Annotated in this window: 32 protein-coding genes; 1 reads left to right on the top strand and 31 read right to left on the bottom strand. The window is 37.0% G+C overall.

Annotation, left to right across the window (positions count from 1 at the left end; translation table 11 throughout):
• Positions 1-192 precede the first annotated feature (192 nt).
• The 20 genes from MHI57_RS18105 to MHI57_RS18010 all read right to left on the bottom strand — a co-directional run bounded on the left by MHI57_RS18105 (position 193) and on the right by MHI57_RS18010 (position 13,721).
• On the bottom strand, positions 193-492 hold the full coding sequence (locus tag MHI57_RS18105) for a hypothetical protein (RefSeq protein WP_340977602.1): 300 nt from the start codon (positions 490-492) through the stop codon (positions 193-195).
• Between the two features lie 53 nt (positions 493-545).
• A complete protein-coding gene (locus MHI57_RS18100) occupies positions 546-920 on the bottom strand; it encodes a tail assembly chaperone (protein WP_340977600.1) in 375 nt (124 codons plus the stop codon).
• Positions 921-952: 32 nt separating this feature from the next.
• Positions 953-1,456, bottom strand: a complete 504-nt coding sequence (locus tag MHI57_RS18095) for a phage major tail protein, TP901-1 family (protein WP_340977598.1) — start codon at positions 1,454-1,456, stop codon at positions 953-955.
• Positions 1,457-1,467: 11 nt separating this feature from the next.
• Entirely contained in the window at positions 1,468-1,854 is a 387-nt protein-coding gene (locus MHI57_RS18090; protein ID WP_340977596.1) for a hypothetical protein, read from the bottom strand.
• Positions 1,855-1,862: 8 nt separating this feature from the next.
• Positions 1,863-2,219 carry an HK97-gp10 family putative phage morphogenesis protein gene (locus tag MHI57_RS18085; protein ID WP_340977594.1) on the bottom strand — a complete coding sequence of 119 codons (357 nt, stop codon included), beginning with the start codon at positions 2,217-2,219 and terminating at the stop codon, positions 1,863-1,865.
• Positions 2,212-2,517, bottom strand: a complete 306-nt coding sequence (locus MHI57_RS18080) for a hypothetical protein (RefSeq protein ID WP_340977592.1) — start codon at positions 2,515-2,517, stop codon at positions 2,212-2,214. The genes MHI57_RS18085 and MHI57_RS18080 overlap by 8 nt, the downstream gene beginning before the upstream one ends.
• A complete protein-coding gene (locus tag MHI57_RS18075) occupies positions 2,514-2,837 on the bottom strand; it encodes a phage head-tail connector protein (protein ID WP_340977590.1) in 324 nt (107 codons plus the stop codon). The genes MHI57_RS18080 and MHI57_RS18075 overlap by 4 nt, the downstream gene beginning before the upstream one ends.
• Position 2,838: 1 nt before the next feature.
• The gene (locus MHI57_RS18070) at positions 2,839-3,018 is read right to left on the bottom strand and encodes a hypothetical protein (protein WP_340977589.1); all 180 of its coding nucleotides are present in this window, start codon (positions 3,016-3,018) and stop codon (positions 2,839-2,841) included.
• A 3-nt stretch (positions 3,019-3,021) separates the two neighbouring features.
• A complete protein-coding gene (locus MHI57_RS18065; RefSeq protein WP_340977588.1) occupies positions 3,022-3,942 on the bottom strand; it encodes a phage major capsid protein in 921 nt (306 codons plus the stop codon).
• A gap of 13 nt (positions 3,943-3,955) precedes the next feature.
• Positions 3,956-4,567, bottom strand: a complete 612-nt coding sequence (locus MHI57_RS18060) for a DUF4355 domain-containing protein (protein ID WP_340977586.1) — start codon at positions 4,565-4,567, stop codon at positions 3,956-3,958.
• Positions 4,568-4,752: 185 nt separating this feature from the next.
• Positions 4,753-5,670, bottom strand: a complete 918-nt coding sequence (locus MHI57_RS18055; protein WP_340977584.1) for a minor capsid protein — start codon at positions 5,668-5,670, stop codon at positions 4,753-4,755.
• On the bottom strand, positions 5,663-7,126 hold the full coding sequence (locus MHI57_RS18050) for a phage portal protein (RefSeq protein WP_340977582.1): 1,464 nt from the start codon (positions 7,124-7,126) through the stop codon (positions 5,663-5,665). Before MHI57_RS18050 ends, MHI57_RS18055 begins: the two co-directional genes overlap by 8 nt.
• A 12-nt stretch (positions 7,127-7,138) precedes the next feature.
• Entirely contained in the window at positions 7,139-8,443 is a 1,305-nt protein-coding gene (locus MHI57_RS18045) for a PBSX family phage terminase large subunit (protein WP_340977580.1), read from the bottom strand.
• Positions 8,440-9,150 (bottom strand): phage terminase small subunit, encoded by a 711-nt coding sequence (terS, locus tag MHI57_RS18040; protein ID WP_340977578.1) that lies wholly within the window; start codon positions 9,148-9,150, stop codon positions 8,440-8,442. Before terS ends, MHI57_RS18045 begins: the two co-directional genes overlap by 4 nt.
• Before the next feature lie 76 nt (positions 9,151-9,226).
• Positions 9,227-9,871, bottom strand: a complete 645-nt coding sequence (locus tag MHI57_RS18035; protein ID WP_340977577.1) for a hypothetical protein — start codon at positions 9,869-9,871, stop codon at positions 9,227-9,229.
• A gap of 118 nt (positions 9,872-9,989) precedes the next feature.
• On the bottom strand, positions 9,990-10,133 hold the full coding sequence (locus tag MHI57_RS18030) for a hypothetical protein (RefSeq protein ID WP_157733841.1): 144 nt from the start codon (positions 10,131-10,133) through the stop codon (positions 9,990-9,992).
• Positions 10,134-10,270: 137 nt separating this feature from the next.
• Complete coding sequence (locus MHI57_RS18025) at positions 10,271-10,729, bottom strand: DNA-binding response regulator (RefSeq protein ID WP_340977575.1); 459 nt, start codon at positions 10,727-10,729, stop codon at positions 10,271-10,273.
• A gap of 1,042 nt (positions 10,730-11,771) precedes the next feature.
• Positions 11,772-11,972, bottom strand: coding sequence for a hypothetical protein (locus MHI57_RS18020; RefSeq protein ID WP_340977574.1), 201 nt, complete (start codon positions 11,970-11,972; stop codon positions 11,772-11,774).
• A 250-nt stretch (positions 11,973-12,222) separates the two neighbouring features.
• Entirely contained in the window at positions 12,223-13,227 is a 1,005-nt protein-coding gene (locus MHI57_RS18015; protein WP_340977573.1) for a DNA cytosine methyltransferase, read from the bottom strand.
• 32 nt (positions 13,228-13,259) lie between these two features.
• The gene (locus tag MHI57_RS18010; protein ID WP_340977572.1) at positions 13,260-13,721 is read right to left on the bottom strand and encodes a YopX family protein; all 462 of its coding nucleotides are present in this window, start codon (positions 13,719-13,721) and stop codon (positions 13,260-13,262) included.
• 90 nt (positions 13,722-13,811) lie between these two features.
• Here MHI57_RS18010 and MHI57_RS18005 point away from each other — a divergent pair, with 90 nt between their 5' ends.
• Positions 13,812-14,243: a ferritin-like domain-containing protein gene (locus MHI57_RS18005; protein ID WP_340977570.1), complete on the top strand. Its 432-nt coding sequence runs from the start codon at positions 13,812-13,814 to the stop codon at positions 14,241-14,243.
• Between the two features lie 37 nt (positions 14,244-14,280).
• On the opposite strand, the gene MHI57_RS18000 is transcribed toward MHI57_RS18005, so the two are convergent.
• The 11 genes from MHI57_RS18000 to MHI57_RS17950 form a co-directional block, all read right to left on the bottom strand.
• On the bottom strand, positions 14,281-14,823 hold the full coding sequence (locus MHI57_RS18000; protein WP_340977568.1) for a site-specific integrase: 543 nt from the start codon (positions 14,821-14,823) through the stop codon (positions 14,281-14,283).
• Between the two features lie 126 nt (positions 14,824-14,949).
• Entirely contained in the window at positions 14,950-15,411 is a 462-nt protein-coding gene (locus tag MHI57_RS17995) for a DUF1064 domain-containing protein (protein ID WP_340978650.1), read from the bottom strand.
• On the bottom strand, positions 15,411-16,136 hold the full coding sequence (locus tag MHI57_RS17990; RefSeq protein WP_340977567.1) for an HNH endonuclease: 726 nt from the start codon (positions 16,134-16,136) through the stop codon (positions 15,411-15,413). The genes MHI57_RS17995 and MHI57_RS17990 overlap by 1 nt, the downstream gene beginning before the upstream one ends.
• A 1-nt stretch (position 16,137) precedes the next feature.
• A complete protein-coding gene (locus MHI57_RS17985; RefSeq protein WP_340977566.1) occupies positions 16,138-16,626 on the bottom strand; it encodes a dUTP diphosphatase in 489 nt (162 codons plus the stop codon).
• Entirely contained in the window at positions 16,626-16,838 is a 213-nt protein-coding gene (locus MHI57_RS17980; protein ID WP_322910561.1) for a hypothetical protein, read from the bottom strand. The genes MHI57_RS17985 and MHI57_RS17980 overlap by 1 nt, the downstream gene beginning before the upstream one ends.
• Before the next feature lie 90 nt (positions 16,839-16,928).
• Positions 16,929-17,189: a hypothetical protein gene (locus tag MHI57_RS17975; protein WP_340977205.1), complete on the bottom strand. Its 261-nt coding sequence runs from the start codon at positions 17,187-17,189 to the stop codon at positions 16,929-16,931.
• Positions 17,161-17,394 (bottom strand): hypothetical protein, encoded by a 234-nt coding sequence (locus MHI57_RS17970; protein ID WP_322910563.1) that lies wholly within the window; start codon positions 17,392-17,394, stop codon positions 17,161-17,163. The genes MHI57_RS17975 and MHI57_RS17970 overlap by 29 nt, the downstream gene beginning before the upstream one ends.
• 237 nt (positions 17,395-17,631) lie before the next feature.
• The gene (locus MHI57_RS17965; protein WP_322910564.1) at positions 17,632-17,829 is read right to left on the bottom strand and encodes a hypothetical protein; all 198 of its coding nucleotides are present in this window, start codon (positions 17,827-17,829) and stop codon (positions 17,632-17,634) included.
• A 4-nt stretch (positions 17,830-17,833) separates the two neighbouring features.
• Positions 17,834-18,745 carry a DnaD domain-containing protein gene (locus MHI57_RS17960; RefSeq protein ID WP_340977204.1) on the bottom strand — a complete coding sequence of 304 codons (912 nt, stop codon included), beginning with the start codon at positions 18,743-18,745 and terminating at the stop codon, positions 17,834-17,836.
• 168 nt (positions 18,746-18,913) lie between these two features.
• Entirely contained in the window at positions 18,914-19,729 is an 816-nt protein-coding gene (locus MHI57_RS17955) for a recombinase RecT (protein ID WP_340977203.1), read from the bottom strand.
• A gap of 2 nt (positions 19,730-19,731) precedes the next feature.
• Positions 19,732-20,676 (bottom strand): YqaJ viral recombinase family nuclease, encoded by a 945-nt coding sequence (locus tag MHI57_RS17950; protein WP_340977201.1) that lies wholly within the window; start codon positions 20,674-20,676, stop codon positions 19,732-19,734.
• Positions 20,677-20,718: the final 42 nt, after the last annotated feature.

The raw sequence follows: 20,718 nt of genomic DNA, 5'->3' as shown, positions 1-20,718 counted from the left end.
CTTGAGCGTTACGCAAACGCCCTTGAGCATCGATGAAGCCTCCAGATCGCCTGATTGCGTCTTGAGTAGCTTGTGAATAGTTGCTAGTTGATCTTTCTAATCCGTTAACACCACTAGCAGCACTATTAAAAGCTCTACTAAATGATTCGACCCCAGTGGCTCTGAGATAAGCTTCAACGCTATATGATTCAGCTATATCCGTTCCCCCCTTCCATTAACCCCAGCTGCAAGATGGGCCATTCTTTTTTGACGTTTTGATAAACGTTTTATTTGTGTACCATTGATTTCTTTAATGCGCTCATCATAATCAAAGAAATCTTTGAATTTTGTATAAACAGGTACTTGTTTTTTCCCCTGTTCTTTTGTCGATTGCACAACAAAATTAAGCCATGCTTGTTTATGCATGTCATATTCTTTGTCTATGGATGATAGTTGATAAGCCTTCATTCTCATTCGGTATTCGTAAAGAGATAAAATTTCAATATCATACAAACTAGTGAACCCTAGGTAACGGAAACAACTAAGAATTATCTCTTCGTAAGTTTCTATTGAGGTTGTTCTGTATCGGTTTGTGCCATCTTCTTGAATTTCTCGAGAGTGGATTTCGTCACCTTGGACTTTCCCATCTCACTAAGAACTTCCTCAAATAAACTCTCTAATCCATCTTGTTCTTCAGCATAATCCTCAATAGCTGAGTCAATTGTTGATAAACTCGGAGCACTAGGCATATGAGAAACAGCTGCATGCACTACTTGAGATAGAGCAGAAGGATTATATTGATTTAAAGCCATAAAAGCTAAATTAACACCCATACCAAACTCCATACCTTGATAATCCACCTTGTAGATTTTGTCTAACTCACGAATGAACTTGATACCAAATTTAAGTTGGTATTCCTTATTTGAAACTTTAAATTCCATGTTTTACCCTCCCAATAAGTAAGAGAGCAAGCTTATGCCTGCTCTCCATCTGCTATAGTGTCTGTAAATGCATATTGTGCCGCACTCTCTTGCTCTGCTGTTAGCGTCGCAAATCCGAATTGCGGTTCAAGTTCCACGATAAAGTTACTTGAGATTGTCGCTTCGTCCTCTGCTCCTGCAGCATCTTCCCATGAATCTAGGTACCCTTGTGCATATACTGCTGGATACTTTCCTTCACTACTTTTCAATTCTTCATCAACTGATACTTCCCAAAGTTCCAGTTTCTCCCCTTTAATTACTGAGTCACGAAGCATCGGGCCAACAGCATCATCTTTCGCTTGAATCGCTTCAATGCTGACCTCAGACTCTAATTCGCCCACTTTGATTACTCGACCATCTTTTGTAACAATAGAATCTAATTCACGAGAGTAACTAAAAGTATGATCCGTTTGGAATACCAACTTAGCAGCAACTGTATTTTGTTGTGACAATTTCCTAAAGAGTAGGATACGATTTTTCCCTTGCATCATTTCCATGTAATAACCTCCTAATTAAGTCTAAATTCTAGTTCGATAATTGCATGAAGTAACGGCTCCACATCTGTGTTATCTGGTAAGATTTGACTTTGCGCTCTCTTGCAATTGATGTAATATGTGTCAGCTCTCTTTAACAACCTACATTCTCTTTTGATCGCATCAACCATCGTTGATAATTCTCTGCGTTTTTTAATTGTGTGATATACGTGAATACGTTGCTGGATATCGTGATATAAACCAGATTTTGTTCTGCCATCCTGGTTAAATGTTTCTCCGATGAAAACGAATGGATAAGCAAAGTCGCTAGGTGGTAAATAATCAACTGTTTTATATCCTAGATTCATTGAAGCCATGAAAACAGCATCAAATAATTGTTGTTCAACACTTTTAGTCTCCATTTATCCACCTACCTCATTACTCTTGTTAAGTCATTTAAAAATTTTACTTTTTGTACAGTAAAAGAAGGGTAAACAAATGGCTGGGCGCTCATATATCTTGTTCCGTATTCGAGATATGGACTATAGTTGGTTGTTGGCGCTACCTTTGCAGTAAATCCATTGTCTCGGATGCTAAGATTGATAGAACGTTTTGTATCGCCAACGGAATACCCCTTTACAAAGTTGGCATTTCTTTTCATAACTCTGTCCAATTCAGACCCATTCAATCGAATAATATTCTTGATATCCTGGAGACTAGCATTTCTTTTGAGTTGCCCTCGTAATTGACGAATACCAGTAACTGAAAATGAACTCGATCTAGCCATTTGCAATACCCTCTAAATAAAAAACACCCTTCCTGTAATCGGAACGGCGCTTAATTTGATATTTTTGTTCGTTTATTAATACATAATCAATTGGACTGTCGAAAGGAGCTTGTAACCTTGCTACAGTAACGCTTTTATCGATAGAACCAAATAACTCTACAGTACGGGTGATGCCTAAATTAGAAAGATTGCAAGGCAAAGTCTCTTTAATTAGCTCACCTTCAACCCATTCACCTTTCACAGGGTCATAATAGGATTCTTGCTCTTTGACAAAAGTAATTCGGTTATCAAATCTCAAAAGAACATCACCTTGCCCCTTGCTGATTCACCCTCTGATTCTTTGTAGGAAGCAATTATATCTGTATATGGAGTAAATTCATCTTTGAGATCATAAAACTTAACAGAGTGGCCTTCTACCGATTCTGATTGCATCCCCTCTGTACCAATACGATTAAAACGACGAATGACGATTTCTTGCACGATAAAAGATAGCTCCTCTGGCATTTGCTTCCCCAAAAGAACCGTCAAATGACTTTGAACATTTTTTATAAGGACATCAAGGACATCATCTTGCAGATTGTCCTTGATACCGAGAAGAATTTTGATGTTATTTAACATATTAATCGCCTTCTTCGATTTCTTTTATAAGAATCTCTCCACGCTTATTGGTAGTTGATGATAACTCCTCTATTCGAGCCTTTTTGCATTTTCCTTTTCGAGGGAATTTATCACCCTCTGTATAAACATAGTTACCATCTTCTAAATCAGTAAAATCTTTTACAACAATATATTTTGACACAGATTACGCACCCTCAGGAGCAGTAGTTGGCTCGATTTTTGCGAACGCATTATCTTTAAGGACCATAAAACCAACATCCATAGTGGCGCGAATAGCCATTAGTTCACGCTCCCAAAGATTGATAGGTTTACCACTTTCATCAACCATAGATGACAACTGAGCTTCTTCTGAAATGCTGTAGTTTAGGTTGTAAGGGATACCGTAACGAACGTAATTGAAGTTACCTGCAAACAATTCACCTTTTTTCATATTAGTCGATTCTAAATCAGCAACTGGTGCGCCATCTAGTGTATTTGCTCCACGATTATACAAACGTACTGGATCAGTGATAGTTCCATCTTCTTGAGTAAACCCATCTACAACTCTTCGTAATTGTGAACGGTTATTCTTTTTAGAGATATATGCGTTTACATCAAATCCAGCATCGTTTACTAGGTCATTCAATTCAAAGAAGGTATCTCCGTTGATATCACCTGTAACAATATGACTTTCATTTGTAACTGACTCTTGAAGCGATTGCGCAAATGGATTATCTACATTTAAGATAGTTGCTTCATCAAACTTCTTATAAAATGCTTCAGCGATTAAAGGGCGTACCTCATTAAAGAAATTTGTGATACTGTATTGTAAAAACTCACGAGAAACAGGAATAATAATACCTAATTTCTTCGCTTCCATTGTTGCCTTTAACCATTGCGGCTTAGATGTTTGGATAACTTCACCCTCACCAACCCAGTAAGCTCCTACTCCCTCAGCTAGATAGTGGAAGGTTTTCTTTTGTTTGGTCATTTCTTCGTATTGAGCTAATTGCATCATAACCGAATTTGAAATAGTTTCTTTTAAAATTAGCGTTCCTTGTTCCTCAGGAATCGCACCTGTTTTTGCGTCTTGTAATAAAACGTTATCTGGATTAAATGTTGGCATAAATATATTCCTCCTATTTTATCAATCTGTGTTCTTGTGCCAAATTAGCAACGGATGGCACTTTACCGTTTGTGAAAGAACCCGTTCCTGCAATTGGTGTTTCTTGACGTAATTTTTCTTTTACTGCTGCATTTACAGCTTCATCAAATGCTGTTTTAAAATCATTGATGTTTTTAAGTGTTGATTCAGCATCTTCTGCTAAAAGAAAATCAGCAAACGAAGTAGGTAATTCTTTTTGAGTGAGATCAGCAATAGCATCTGCCTTCAATTCTTTTCTTTCAATTTCTGCTAATCGTTTCGCGATGTCCTTTTCACGTTGTGATAATTCCTCATCTTTGCGCTCTTTATCAGACAGCTTAGAAAGGCGGTCTTTTTCTTTTAGTGCATCATCAATTTTAGTTTGTAACTCACTTTCCCACTCTCCACGCTTCTTCTGTAAAGCACTAGCTAGTTTACGATCTGATTCAGCTTCAATTTTCTTCTGTAATTCATCCGCAGTTAATTCAAGCTTTTCTAAATCAGCTGGTGGTTCATCCTGCCCTCCGCCCTCTGGATCATCAGCGAAGTTTTGTAAATTCAGCTTTAATAAGAATGATTTATTTAAAACGTTAATTGGTAAATTCATCATGCTTCCCCCTATCCCACATACACATAGATACTTCCTATTTCTTTGCATAAAAATAAGCCCCAGACACGCTTTCTAGCCCATCTACGACTTTCCCATACAAATACTCTATTTAGTTTCTAAATGTCCATGTACGATTGATTTTGTGAGTTTCATAGCCTTTTAATGACTTACTTAGGTCAAACTTATAATCCTCTACTCCTTAAATCAGCATCCCAAGCTTCACGATCAATTGCAACTGCAGTAGCGCATTTACAATTCGGATGCATTGGGAACATGTTTACTCCAACTTTCATATCTTTAAGGTTAAACACCTTGCCATCTAAGGATTTACATATAGGGCAGGCAGATGGTTCAGCGATATACTCGTATGCATCAAAATCACCTTGATTCAAACTGTCCTTAAAAACATCACCTTGTACTCTCGCCATTTCGGTGCGCATGAGACGCTCAGAGTTGCTGATACTTGATTTAAATACCTTTCTCAAGTCTCTAGCTAATACTCTTGAGTTGAGACCTTGTACAATCCCCCTATTAAGTAATTTCTCTAATTCTGTGCGAAGCGCTGTTTGATTGGACCACAACCTATCTGACCAGGTGGCATTCAAGAATGAAGAATCCACGATAGAAGCAATTGATCTTGCATTGCGATTCATCGACTCTCCTAGTATGCCGGCTTGTCTTGCGTATTCTGCCTTTGCAACCTTTGTCATTTCTTCATAGAGTAATCTCTCCTCTGCGCTGGTAGATGCAATTACTTCTAACTGGATTTCTAAAAAGAGCAGTTGCAGACGATTAATACGCATCGATGCATTGTACAATCGCATTTCCTCATTTGCCTTCTTCGTAAAGTTCTTTTCTTTGACATATTGCTTTGCTAATCGTTCATATCTCTCCATATCAAGCTTTCCTATGCGTTTTCTCGCTTCTTCCATAGAAATACCTTCCGAAGATGCGTAACGGCCATAGAAACTCTCTATGAGTCTCTGAATCTCTGCCATTGCGTTGAGTTGATTTCGTTTAATCTTTTTGGCGATGGTTGATTCATTTTTGATTAGCTTTTCAATATGTTCCAGTTCTCTATCTCGCCAGTAACTACTCATTATGGCTCACTTCTTCTTGCTCATTTGCTTCGAAATCATACACCGGCTGGCTTAAAGGACTATTTTTGTCCTCTTCTTCGATTTTCTCGATTTCTTCTTGAGGGTTTTCGACAAATGTCAGCATACTGAGCATAGTTTCGTTAGAAAGACGGCCGCCTGCACCAGTGAACCATTCCATCTCTTTTGCGATATTCTCAGGTAGGTTTTCAGTGAATGTAATAGTTAAATCATTTACATCAAATTCACCTTCTGCAGCAACTCTCATGATGTTATTAATCAGTCGGTAGCGATCACGCAGAGACTTTTTAAATAACCGTTCCTTGGTGGCTCTCTTTTGTTCAAGTAGGAAAAGTTTGTATTTCATCGCTTCACCACTCTGAACACCACCGAAGTTTTCATCATTCATGTTAGGAGTGGCGGTAAACATATGAATGTCATTAGCAATGCGGTCCTTGTATGCTTCTGAGCCAGCAACATCATATTGTTTGTAGATATAGCCTGCGTCAGCCTGTGTTGATGTGCCTGTTGTGGTTGGTTCGGTGCGTAAGAATAAGATATTTTTCTCCTTCATATCTCTCGCTTCTTCTGCATCAATCTCTAAATTCCCCACTATTTTAAGCATGGCATCGTTTAAGTCTTGGCTGTAATTGGCTAAATCACTTTGTGCTGAATCATATAGATCAATCAAGTTAAGGACATCTTCAAAGTCGCCTTGTCGAAATTTGTTATTGCTATATTCAATGATTGGCACACCATCAAATGAGTGTTCTTGCTCTCTATCAAGCTTTATATTATCTAGATTCTGACTACCTTTGAAAATATAAATTCTTTTGGCTGTGTAGACATAAACAATCGTTTCGTTATCACGAAATTGATTATCCATATAGCGAATACCAGCTATAGGTAGCATTTCAACTGTATCGTCGTATACAACAAAAGTAGAAACAGCATCCAATGTAGTGAATTTAATCTGATCATCTTGACTGCGGTAAAGAATCTCATATGCACGACCATAAATGGATTGATCTAAAATCAATTCACTATTATGTTCATCTGCATCATTTGCTCGATTCATATCCCTTAGCTTTTCATTGATAGTTTCCTCTGGGTAAGTTGTTTTCAACGGAATGCCTACCATGTAACCTTGGACAAATTGGCTCACGTATTTAGCGAAATTATGAGTGGCGCGGTTATCTGCTACATGTTCCTCTTTTCGCCTTTTCCCAGTTAGAATTGTGGTGTTATTTCCTTTGAAGTAATTTCTCAATGTTAGTAGACGTGGCTTTTGGTAGGACATATGGTGTTGCACCATTTCAGCTATCTGATCAGCATCACTTAATAAATCATCAACACTCGGAAAAGTGTAATGAGTATTTGCAGAGTCGGGAAAACGTTGCTTACTGCCTACTCCATATTGAATATCCTTTGCTTGTTCAAAATCATTTACTTTTACCATAGTATCCCTCCTTTACAGACCCAATGATTGTAGGGCTTTATATGTTTCTTTGTGGTTTTTCAAATCAACCACTTCATAATCATCTAATCCATACCAAATGGCACTGAATGTATGTGGGTCGATGTTAAATTCGTCATAAATTGTATTTCCTTGCTTGTCCTTTTTGTAAGTTAAACTTTTTAATTCACGAATTGTGTTTTTGCATTGGTCTGAACAAATGATTTTGTAAAATCTTTTTACTTTCTTCGTATTCTGTAACCTTGAGCCTTGAAATTTCTTAGCCGGTTTAATATTAATACCACGCTTTTTAAGATAAAAAATAGTTTTCGGTTCAGCACTATCACCCCTGACTAGCTCTTTTGTTTGAGCAAATTCAGCTAGATCATCAGCAATCTCTGGATCGTCTTTTCCTTTGCTGTAATACTCCCAATAGATATAGAGAATCTTCTCTCTGTCATCGATAGCCATACGAAGGAGTGCGTTAGATGACTCTTCAAAACCAAAGTCCATACCTGCTCGGTAAACAGGTTTATAGATAGAATTAATAGCATCCATAACCTCATTGTGTGGCCTGCTTTCAAACTTAGGTAAAACCTTAGTTCCAGACACACCAAAACGACCTTTCCTTGCAACTCGGTAAAGGTCTAAATCGTATATTTTCGTTTTCTCTAGTTCTTCCACATAACTAGCTGGCAAGAACAAATTATCATCTGCTGTTGAGTGGTGGTAGTAGGTATCATCAACAACCAATGTCCTTTTCTCATATAAATCCTCATCATCAAGAAATATAACCTCATCTTCTTGGCCTTTATTCTTAATGAAGAAATGTGAATACGTCCAGTTACCCTCATCTACAGGGTTTGTTGAGAGAATCATATGAAGTGGCAAAGTTGGATGCCTTAAACGACCAATTAACTCTTTAAATCCCTCATACTTAATTTCTGAACACTCTTCAAGCCAAATAAGTGAGACATTATGAATTGATTTGAGTTTCTGTGGCTTATCCATTCCTTTAAATATAATTTTGCTACCATTCGGGAAACGTATTTGCATTGGAGAAGTCACAGCTTTAACCCTATCGTCGATTTCCAGTTCAATAAGGATTTCCTCGAACAGCGAGAAACAAGATTCCCTGATGGTCTCATATACTTCCCTGACGACAAGAGCTGTACGTTTTTCAGAAAGTAATTTGAGAATAACCTTCAAAGCGACGTGATAAGATTTTGATGATCCGTATCCACCCACAAGAAATTGAAACTTTTGATTCCAGTCAAAGAGAAAATCTTCAAAGTGTGGATTGACCTCTTTTTCAATCATGTTCCATCACCTTTTCTCTTGATTAAAATTTCTATTGGCTTATCGGAATCATTGTTACTAGCTTTTTCAGCATCTGCTCTAGTTTTATCAATTTGTGCCTTCATCAGGTCTAATTTAAGCCTGCGTTCATCGTCTATATGCGCCATTTCATCAAATTGTTTAATTAAAGACCGAAGCTCACTCATAGCTCTAGATTGGGCATTTATAAATGTAGCATGACGGTCCCAAGCAAATTGATATTCCCATTCACGTTCTTCTGCAAAATCGGAATCCTTTTTCTTTTTGAGCACTTTTATGATCTCGTCTTTATCCTCTACATACATTATCTTTTGTGCTCTTATGATAGCAGCATATTGAATCTGTATCTGGTCATAAATCAAATCAGCAGGCGAACGTTCTTCCATTTGCTCCATGATTTCTAATGTCTCAGCAGGAAGGAACTTGGAGAAAAATCCGTGTGTGGCAGCGTTTTGATTTGATTTAGGAGCACCGCCATTATTACCCTTAGCGTTTATATTGCCCTTTGGCGCACCACGCTTTTTTGTGTGCACACTTTTTTCTTTGGGTGCACCCCTATCTCTATTCCATCCATACCGCTTTTTCCAAGATTTTACGGTGTTAATGGAGACATCGTATTTTTCTGCAATGTCTTTATATTTCATGCCTTTTACATAATCTTTTTCTGCTTGTACATATTTTTCAGCCATGCTACATCACCTGCCACCTCCATATATTTGAGTTGTTTTGGAGATTAAAAAAAGACATTAGCTATAAGCTAACATCTCATAAATTACCATTTTGTATATCTTCTAAAAAACTATCAATATGATTGGTTTTACGAAAAATAGCTGGAGCACTATCCAGGAATTGAATAACCCCTAAATCACAATCACTACTTACAAATTTTGATTCTTCACTAATTACTTTAAATATATTTAACATTTCCCATAAAACTTCTGCTAAATTATCAGTTTTTATATTCACATTATAAGCACTTTCATTCTCTTTTACATGAATCAAGTCTGAAGGATAAATAATATTAATTAAGTCATTCTCTAAAGTCTTTACAGTATCGAATCCTAATCTTGATGTTCTAAATTTCTGTATAGATTCATCAAATGAATTAATCATAACTATCGTTCCATCAATGCTATCTTTTAATCTTGGATTTCCTATCTTCAATTGATTGATAGTATTCTTATAACTCTCATCAATAGAAATTCCCTTGGGTACATCAGTTAGTATGTAATTAATAATATTATTTGCAACTTCATAAAGGCCGGAACCACTTGCTAAACTAAATCCAATTTCTTTTAATTTTTCACCATCATCTGAATACCCATTTTCTTGATTAAGTCCTATATTAAGTCTTTTATCTACCAACATTATAGAAAAGTTTGAATTTGCGTAAGTTAGAATTGTTGTCATTACTAACTTTTAATACCTCCACCACCTGGATCAATATGATGTCCGCCTTGTGGAGGGTCAATATGATTGCCTCCAACACCTGGGTCGATTGCCCAGCCACCACCACCTGGATCTTTTCTCATTTTAATAGCCCCCTTCGTTTTTTAATAGGAATGGAATAACACACATCACAAACGCCATCATTGTCATGGTACTCATTATAATCTGTGATTACTGCCTCACATTTAGAACAAATCCACAATCCTTGTTTCACCTGTTCCATATGCAATCCTCCCCTTTTTATAACATAATTCGCCATAAAACAGGGTAAATCCTCCTATAAAATCACCGAAAGGTGAGCAACGCACAAAAATAGAGGAAGCAGCTTGTTTAACTGCCTCCCCTGTCCTGCCTTCAATTTTAGCAGGCAGATTTACGTTTGTTCAATTTTGGTTCGTTTGGAACATATGGAACATTTGTACTCAACTGGTCAACTATGGAATCCTTTATTCTAATGATATTTGTATGAGACAACCCCATATGAAGTCCAATCCAACGATAAGATTTTCCTTCTAGAAGCCAGTGAAGCACTTCACCTTCACGATCATCTTCTATAAGAGGAATTAGTAATTGGATTAACTTCACCTTTTCCTCATACTGAGCAATCTTCTTATACCTTTTCTCACGTCTTACTGTCTCTTTATAAACAGGATCACTAGTTGTGCCTTGCATCTTTGGCATAGCAGCTTCTATACCGTATTGAGCCGTCAACCCTTCCCCTGCATCCTTCATAGAGTCCCTCAGAATCTTAATCGAGTTCATCATCCAATGGTAATCTTTCAGTATAGATTCTATATGTTTGCTGGCAGCTTCTTTCATACAGGAACCCCCTATGTTAAAATAAAGTTGGGTGCCGGGGATTCCTGGCTTTTTTTATTGATTACTGCGACATTTACAACAAATACGTCTATGTTCAAATACCATTGTTTCTTTTACTGGAAGTAAGGCAAAGCATAAGCTGGAGCACGTCAGCTTCATATAATCACTCCTCCCCATATAGATTTATTTCTCTTTTGTTGTATATTTTTTAAAATTATGGATAAATTACTACTGGGCAAGGGACAACAAGTTCTTCCAAAACACCTACTTAAACTTTTTCCCTTACTCATCCATAAGATACCAACTCGATTAGATTAGAGCCTGAATTGGCTCTTTTCTAATATAAAGAATTGTTTTCTTATCAGACTAACGATTCTCATCTTAATTAGAGCAATCTAACAAATTCATGGATTATAACCTTCCTGGCTTTTTACGAATAGGCTAAAGAGTTATAGGTTAGATTATTATTATTATCATTTATTGGAGGTATAGCTTATATGCTAACTCATACTTTTTTATGGTCCCTGTTAATTTTGCCTTGGTTTATTCTCCTTTTATTAGATACTAAAAGAGTGAAGTCCTTCATTCCAGGTGGATTAGTGAGTGCCTTACTCTTGACAATATTATTTCAGCTATATCAAAGATATAATCTGGTTGAAGTTGTTGAAACAATTTTCCCTTTAACTAATACAACACCTTTCGTCTATGGAATATACATAGTCTTACCTACTATATTTTTATACTTTACATTCGGGAACTTTTGGCTTTATATCACTATTAACACTATAAGCGATGCAATCTTTTCTTTTGGAATAATGAACCTTTATGAATATTTCGGGATTTATAAAATGGATGATCACTTCCATATTGTAATTTTTATTAATTGTATTATCTGCGCTTCGTTAATTTACTTATTTCAAAAGTGGCAGTATATCGATCCATATAAATGAAAAAGGTATATAGAATTCTTCTTCAGAGCCAACCGGCTCTTTTTTACTCAACTATCAATTTGTTTCTTTAAATATTCGGATTACGACATAACTTAAATTGGAAAATCCTTATTATAATTCAGGAATCCGTATAAATCCTTTTGATTCTTGTTAGTAGGAATTGCGACTTCGACAGCGTTTTTGATTAACATAGTAATTGCATCTAAACGTTCTTTGGTCATACCTACTAAATGTACTTTACCTTCAATTTCTAGAAGGATACTCACTTGTGCGTCCTCTATTTTCTTTTCCACTCTTTTCAACCCCTTTCTTACTGCGTAATTTTGATTAATACGAAACTCCCTGCTTATCGTGTAAATTAAAATTCCCTACATACTTTTACTAATTGTGGAAATGCTAATTATTGGACAAGGCTAAAATTCTCAAATGGCCACGTTTAAGAATTCCTTGTCGTACGCAAACTCCATATTTATGATTTCATGTTTAGATTAGAGCCTGAATGGGCTCTTTTCTATTTAGGAGATTCCTTTACTCTTTTGTTTATTAACAGATCAACTGCAGCTGTCCTGTTGAATCCGTTATTAAATCCATTCCGTAATTTCTATCTAATATCACTTTAAAAATCGATTCTAAGACTGGAACAACAATGCTATTCCCAGCAAGAGCATATAATGTAGCATTCCTTTTTCCTGCTTTTGTCGGGAACTCTTTTAACATGAGATTAAAGTCCTCATCATCAAAACCAAGTAGTCTCCAGCATTCACGTTCAGTTAAGTACCGGTATTGTGGTTTGTTTAAACGAATTATGCCTGCATTAGGACATCGATCTTGCCTTTCGGTTATGGTGTAACAGAAATCTGTAATGACATCTAATTGCCGTTTATAACTTCCACTAGGATTAGGATTAAATTCCTTAATTTTATTTAGCATTGACGGGATAGTAATGAGATATTGTTCTGGAATTTCGTCATCTGGTCCATATTCCAAAAATGATTTAATATCCTTCATTGGCTGGTGCTGCAACTTACCAAAATCAAATATTTCTCCTCCTAACAAAGAGACACAAAATACTCTTTCTCTTGCATGAGGAATGCCAAATTTTCGAGCGTCTAATACATCAAATGAATTTGTGTATCCTAAATACTTCATCTGCTGTAGGTAATAATTGAAAATCGTTACAACGTCTTTATCTAGAACACCTTTAACGTTCTCCCAAATGACCACTTTTGGCTTCCACTCGCCCATTTCCTTAATAATCCTGAGTGTTTCAAGCATTAGCTTCGACCTGGAACCATCCGTATTTCCTTTTCGATCACGATTTCCTCTGCTGTTATCCTGACATGGTGATCCATGAACCAAAATATCTGGCTTTAAATCCCAACCGCAAATACCCTGTGGCTTATGAAGATGATCGTATAAAGCGTTATAAGCTTTAACCCTATTTGCCTGCCATTCCACATAATCGATACACTTATGATCTACACCAAGATTAATTAATGCCTTCCGGGGCGCGCCAATGCCACCGAACAATTCGAGTATCTTTATCACTGGGCCAGCCCCTTTCTAGTAAACTTAATAATTCAAGAGTTGATTAACTCTGGATTTTCGTAAATGTTGCCGATGACTTCCATTTCCAATAACTCATAATCAGGATGGTCACACATTTCAAAGAGATCGAATCCTAATTGTGGATGTGAATTTTCACGCTTTACTAAGAATTGAGCTGGTTCGGTAAAGTAGTTAACTGCACCAGTTATTTCAAAGTCTTTCCACTCTCCACGATTTTCTTGGCAATAGAGATTTACAACATCCCCCTCATAAATCTCCTTGCCGTTCTTGTCTTTTAAGCCTGTGTATTGCCCAACAGACTTTTCATGTACATGCATCGCGCCATTATCTGTATATAGGTACCAATCTTTTTCTCGACCAATTTGTTTTGCGAAATGTTCTGCGTATTCAATAGCATCTACACCAAAACCATAAAGCCATTGACTACCCACCATTTCCTCTACTGCATACCCTCGAAACTTTATCTCACGCACGTTAATTCCTCCTAAATAATTCTTTTGTGTACAAATTCCTTAATCTGTCATGATACATATACTGAACAGAATAGTAAGGAGCTGATTTAAATGTATTACACCAACAAACCATTAATTTTTAGAAACAATCAAGAACTTATAAGGGACATTTCTAAAGCTATTGATGGTGAGTACTCTGCGATCAATTGTTATAAAAAACTTCAGCAATTAGCACCAAACGAAAAAGCTAGGGATGTTATTAAAGAAATTAGACAAGATGAGAAAAGGCATTTCAAATCATTTAAGAGTATTTATACACAAATAACTGGTCAAACTCATACTCCTCAATTAAATAACGAGTGTCCAAGTTCTTATAAATCAGGATTAGATTTTTCATTTAACGATGAGCAACATACTGTGGACTTTTATTTAGAAATTGCAGATAGAGCTGATGATCCATATATTAAGGAACAATTTAATAGAGCAGCCAAAGATGAGCAAAATCATGCTGTATGGTTTTTGTATTTAATGAATAGAGGATAATTATTCTCTATTTTTTTTATGAAACATAATACAAAATCTATAAACTAAAGCCATCCACGGCCTCATCTATGATGTCCTGATTGATCCCGATGTACCTCATAGTGACGGCCGGGGACGAATGATTAAATATTTGCTGAAGCACCGCGACATCCTTATACTTCTGATAGAAGTGATATCCGAACGTTTTCCGTAACGTGTGAGTACCTATCTCATTGAGACCGACCTCAGCTGCTGCGGCACTAAGTATTTTCCACGCCTGCACTCGATGAATCCGGTCATTGCCTCTTCTGGACTTAAATAGGTACTCAGCTGCATCCTTACTCAAGGTAAAATCGCTGATATGGTGTTGTAGATCATTATTGATTTTGAACCGTTTTAACTTACCTGTTTTTTGCTCGTTGATAATGATGTGAGATTTCCCTCTGACATCCCCCACTCTTAAAGCGAGTAAATCGCTGATTCTTAAACCGGTGTTAATCCCCAATACGAACAAGAAGTAGTTACGATAATGCTGGGCCATCAAAACTCTTTTCATCGCTTCAATCATTGCCACATCGCGTATGGGTTGAACGGTATTCAATTTGATCACTCCTATTTTTGTAATTTAGGAATCTCTAAACCACCAAGTCTCTTACAATCACTACCGATACGAGAAGAACAAATTCTATAAAGGTTGCACCGGGACATACAGGCCATCATTCTATCCTCACGCTTTACCCACGTCGGACGATCGTCGGCGATTACTACTCTTTGCACTTTTCTTCACCGCCTTGTTTTTCAATTTATTTAACTTATCAAGTTCCATAAATCCCAAGGAGCTGTCATATCCAATTACAGATAATTTATCTAGATAGCGATACTCGAACAGTTTTTTCTTAATCATGAATTCCTTTGTTTCTACGCCCTTAATATCAATGACTTCTGTGGTATCGTCCAAGTGTTGGACTTCAAAATCAGCTACATATTCTATCTTTCTGTATGTCTTACCGTTCTTTTTGAATCCCTCTTGGAGAAGGTATCTCGGTTGCAACTTAAACCCTTTAATCTGTTTAGCTTGCAGCAACCATTTCAATTGGCCGTAATACATTGCTTCTGCTTTGCTATCAAACTTATGTCCATCGACAACTTGTTTGTGGTTGCCGTACTTGTTGTATTTTCTTACTCCCATTAATCTATATACCTCCAAATATAACCGCCAGCTGTTTTACAATATCCTGAAGCGCAAGAAATAATTGAATTAATACCCGTCTGCCTAATTGCTTCTCTCGCTCCCTCATATACAGCTATGGTTTTGAAATTAACCGGATTAATTTGTTTAACCTTTTTACATCTAGCTTTATTTTTTCTCATAGCTTTTTGTATTTTGATTTCTATATTCTCAACGTTGTAGTCATCTTTAAATATCCATGAGAATCCACCGGCGAAATTTCCTTCATTTGTACACACCTTATAAATTGCTGCATCATCCACACGCAAAGCTTTAGAAGCTAATGTAATAGATGGATATGTCTCGATAACATCGAAGGTTTCCATATCAAGCTGAATTACAGCCTTAACGTTGTTTCCTAATACATAACAAGAATGAAGAATATTCTCGCTTTCTGTAATAATTTCTAAGTTAGGTAGAGTATTATTGGACTTATCTCCATCTATGTGATTAACTACATATCCGTTCGTTATTGGACCTATAAAATTCTCTGCTACCAGTCGATGAACAAATACTTGCCTTTGATTTCCTAATGAATCTATTAGACCTACTCTCATATATCCTTTTCGATTGCTGAAAACCCTTAATTTTCTTTTGCTTCCTCTTTTAGTTGAAAAGATATTCCCTTGATCACTTATCAAATAACCACTGTAACCTATCATTTGCTTGAATTTTTCTTCCAACATCTTAATATTGATTATCCTGTCTTTGATGATTAATTGAGTCTTTCACAAAAAATGCTTCTTCGATCTGTTCAAAGGAGAAACCAATCATTTCCCCAAGGGCGATATATTCTGAGAGCAATTCTATAAAAGTGATTGGGCTTTTCGTCTTATCCAACTTAGATACGAGAGCGAAGATGTATCTGAACTGGGTTGCTAATGGTCGCTTCTTATCTGCTCCAGACAACAAGTAGATCATGACAAAGTCTTCAAAGAATATTTCGTGACCGATATCCAGAATGAAATGAAGTCCATCAGCATATTCGATTAATGCGTCTTGTAGGTTGTTCTCTTTGTGTGCCCAAAACTTGAATACTTTCGGAAGTTCATTCGCACATTCCCCTAGCTCCACTTGAAGAGCCAGAGTAAGTTCTCCAAAACGATCATCACCTTTATAATCAATCCTGTTTCTAAATACCTTCTGTGCCTCGTACATTGCGATTAAATCTAGCATTAACCTTCCACCCTTCTTAATTTAGCCATCCAAACTGACGAATAATTATGTCCAGCAAATACATGACGATTGTAGCTATCACAATCAAATGTCTTACCTTGCTTTGAGAACTCAGTTAGAGGAAAAATGATTTCGCATCCTCTTTTCACATGGTCCTGAATAGCCTTTTCAGCTTCATATTTCCTTGCACGACGAATGATTATATCTTGCATAGGTTAACCCTCCTATTAATCTCATTAAGAGCTTCTAGGGCTAATTCTGTGTGTCGTGATATGTAATATAGCTGCCCTAGAGTCGCTTTTCTAAAATCCAAGGGTAAGTCCCCCATTTCTTTTGAAGACCATATCCTCTTTTGCTAAATGGATGAGAGCTAATAACACTTCGTCTGGATCTCTATTAAAACTACTAGCAATCAACCTAACGTCTTTTCCAACTTTCCACTGACGAGCGACTTCTTCTAGCTCCAACTCATCCCATAAAAAATCCAAATCCTCTAAAACAATGATTCTCTTTTGTCTTTGTTTTGTTGCGTTTTTAAGAACCATTACGCTCACCTGCTTCAAAATACTTCTCACCGATTGCCTTGCGAATCCGATCCAAGGTTTTCGGTCCTATACCTGGCGTTTTTTCTAACTCAAGAAATTTTTCGCGGAAAAATGATGTTGTCTTAGCAATGCCTTTTAATTCGCCCATATCCTCACCTAACGCAAAGCCCTCAGTTCTGCCTTGTTCATAAGCTTTCTGAATAACGGGGTTACGTTTCTTCATGACGACATGTACTTCTCTGCATAGCATTTTCTACATGGTCCTTCGACAAAGTATCCATTAGGCTTTTTGCATTCCGGGCAAATCTTAGCGAAGGTATGCCATTGTTGGCCGCACTTTGTGTCATCACATTCCATTAACACCAATTTGCCTGATGGAGCGAGTAGATATCCTTTTGTCTTACATCGCGGACAATTTAAAACTGGTTTTACATTTTGAATGGTCATTTCATATTCCTCCTTAGAACCAAGCGTTACTGCTTGTCTCTGAATCTATTTCTCTGAATGAAGCTATTGTTTTTTCGTATCTAAGGGCTTCGTAATCAAGTTGCTCCAATGGCACTCCTTCACGACTAGTCGTAATATTCATTGCGTTAAGTTCTTCGATGTAACCTTTACGCATCAAATCTTTGTTTTTAAAAGCCTGCATTTTCGCCATTCCTTCAACTCCCCGAATTTTTTCGTAACTCCATCAAGCGCTCAAATTCGCTCATTTGTTCACCATCATTGACTGCTGGTTGATCGCTAGGCTTCGGTTTAGATTGTTGCGCATCTTCCTCAAACCAATCTGGCAGCATTTCTGTACGTATAACGCCTTTGCCTTTGCGAGCAAAAGGCTTTACTTTAGAGTTGTTAAATTTCTCTCGTTCATAAGCTCGTACTCTATCGATATCCATTAGGTTGTTGCTATGCCATTCTTTAAGGAGAAACTCCACAAAGTTAAAGTTACGTTTGTTTTTGTTGTCAGCTAATTTAATAGCTGCATTTACTATTTCTTGATTACCTTTAAAATCATCAACCCACTGATAAAGAGAGTTCATCTGAATTGGTGATAATCTGCAAAGAAGATACTCGAACAATTGGACCGGATTTTCTGGCGCTGTTGTAGTAGTAGTAGTTTTTTCTTTAACATTATTATCTTTATTAACATTCTTATTATTGTTCTCACTGCGTTCCATCCCTGTTCCAAGTGCGTTCTCACTGCGTTCCAAGTTACTGTTTTTATAATGCTCAAAGCCTTGGTATTGCTCGTAATTAATTACTGTAAATAGTGTTCCAAGTTCGGTCTCTTCGATTTTCAATCGATTTTCTTTAACTAACGAATCAACCTTCCTTTTTATGACTGACAGTGAGTATTGTTTAACACTTCTATTTTCTACATACGCAAGATCATCCCTGAGATTTCGATACGACCTTAAGAATTGACCTCTCTTCAGATGCATTCCAGCAACCGTTGTTCCTTCTTTAGAAAAAACTGCATTTCCGTATATATAGAAGAAGATTCTAAATTTAGGTATATCGTTCCAAATAGGGTTTTCAAAAATCTCTCTGCTTGTCTGGAATGCACCTTTCATTTATTTTCCTCCTATTACCTATTAATCTCACAAACCGCAAACCGCTTAGTTATTCGTTTTACGGTATAATCCGGGTACTTCTGCATATAATTTAGTACAAGCATTTTCAACTGTTCTTTGTCCTGTGCCTGCTCGAAAATCCAAGCAGGCAGGACTACGTTTGTTTGGTTATTCATTTACATCAAACTCAATTTCTATATCTGCACTAGGTTTCTCTTCTGACGGTACAGCATCGATAATATCTGGTTGATCTACTTCTTCGGTGATATCCTTCATTTCTGGTACTTGTTCATCTTTTGAAACGGCTGTCTGCATTTCAACGGACAAGATACCCCATTTAGAAAGCATGTTTCTTAAAACGGTTTTTTTAGCCATCGCATCAAAGTCCTTTTTCCATCCAAAATCACTTTTAGAGAATTTCTTTTTATGGGCTTCAATTTCTCCCCTAGTCCAGTAGACGGTTTTCTCAAACCCATTGATCAACTTGAAATAACCGCAATAACCAATAACTTTGTCACTTGTGGCACCATCGAGATTAAGCTCCAATTCTTCGGTTAGACGATTCCACTTAACTAACTCTCCTTCTCTTACCTCGATGACGTTAATTCCTTTATATTGACCTGTACGGAGGGCTAACTGGATATAACCCTTATAACCAAGTTGAAATTGTGCTTTTCCACTGTATGGAACTATCCAGGCATATCCTAGGTTTTTATCAACAGGTAAATCTAAAGTTGCTGCAACCATCGCAGAGGTAACTACTGTCATCGGATCAGTTTTTTGTAGGTAAGAATCTCCGTTATAGAGGTTCAAAAGTGATGACATAAACTGAGGAGCCTTTTTATCAAGCACATCCTCGAATTTCTTTTTCATTGTTGGTGCATTTAATAACCCTTTAAGTCCCAACGCTTGCGGAGCAACCTTTTGAGGGGCTGTATCCTGTTTGCTAGCAATTTGGTTTTTTAATGCTGCATTCGTTGCCATAATTAGTTCAACTCCTTAATGCCGAAACGGCGTGATGTAGATGGTTTGATTACTTCTTTGTAGATGTCAGGGAATTTTTCTTTTAATGCCTTTGTATCTACTCGATTAGAGACGACATTTTTCCAAGTAATAATATGAGTGTCTACAAGTCCCACCTCTGCATCTTTCAACTCGGCTTTGATCTTGTTCTCAATATCTTTTTTGGCTGTTTGTATGAGCTTTTCATCGTTCTTAATTTGCTCATAACTGAGAAGCATTTCTTTATAATTAGAAGGTAGAACAATCTCTTTCCCTTCTTCTGCTTTGTTATATTTCTCTTTGAGGTATAGTTCGGCAGCACTTGAACCATCTAATTCTGGCGGAACAAAGCCAATTACATGTTTCTCCCAGAAGTTCACCTCTGCATCGATAATCATCTGGATTAACTCGTCGTCTCGCTCGATCTCTTTCCAAGTGAAGTGGTTTCCACCTATTAGAACTGCGATATAAGCTTTCTCCTTGCCTGTTACTGCTAGATAATGTTGAACCTGTACGAGATACGAAGCAGGAATTTCGTCTCCCTCCCATTCAGCTTTTAAATACGCACTAGCAGTCTTGCACTCTAGAAGAGCAGACTCTTTCATGACTTCGCGGTCAATGTTGGCTTTGATAAAGTGGTGATCTGGATGAGAGAACATATAGTTGCGACGACGTACTTTCTTTTCTGTACGCTTTTCAAACTCTTTGGCAACCACTTCCTCCATTTCATTGCCCCAGTATGCTGCTTCGCTACTAATTTCAGTCAGTTCGACTTGACCTGTTTTTTCTAACCACAGCTCAAAGGCTGTTTTGTATTTGTTTAGTCCAAGGATAATACTTGCATCACTACCGCCAATTCCTTTGGAACGTTCTTGTAACCACTCAAAACGACTCATATCTTTTGTTGATATTGCATTGCTAACTGCCATTTGATATCCTCCCTTTACCGTTATCAAAGCTTTGTGCTAAAA

Origin of the sequence: Cytobacillus sp. FSL K6-0129, assembly GCF_038007625.1 — a bacterium.
In the GTDB taxonomy this organism is placed as follows: Bacteria; Bacillota; Bacilli; order Bacillales; family Cytobacillaceae; genus Cytobacillus; species Cytobacillus kochii.
This window is presented reverse-complemented; position numbering and strand designations above follow the sequence as displayed.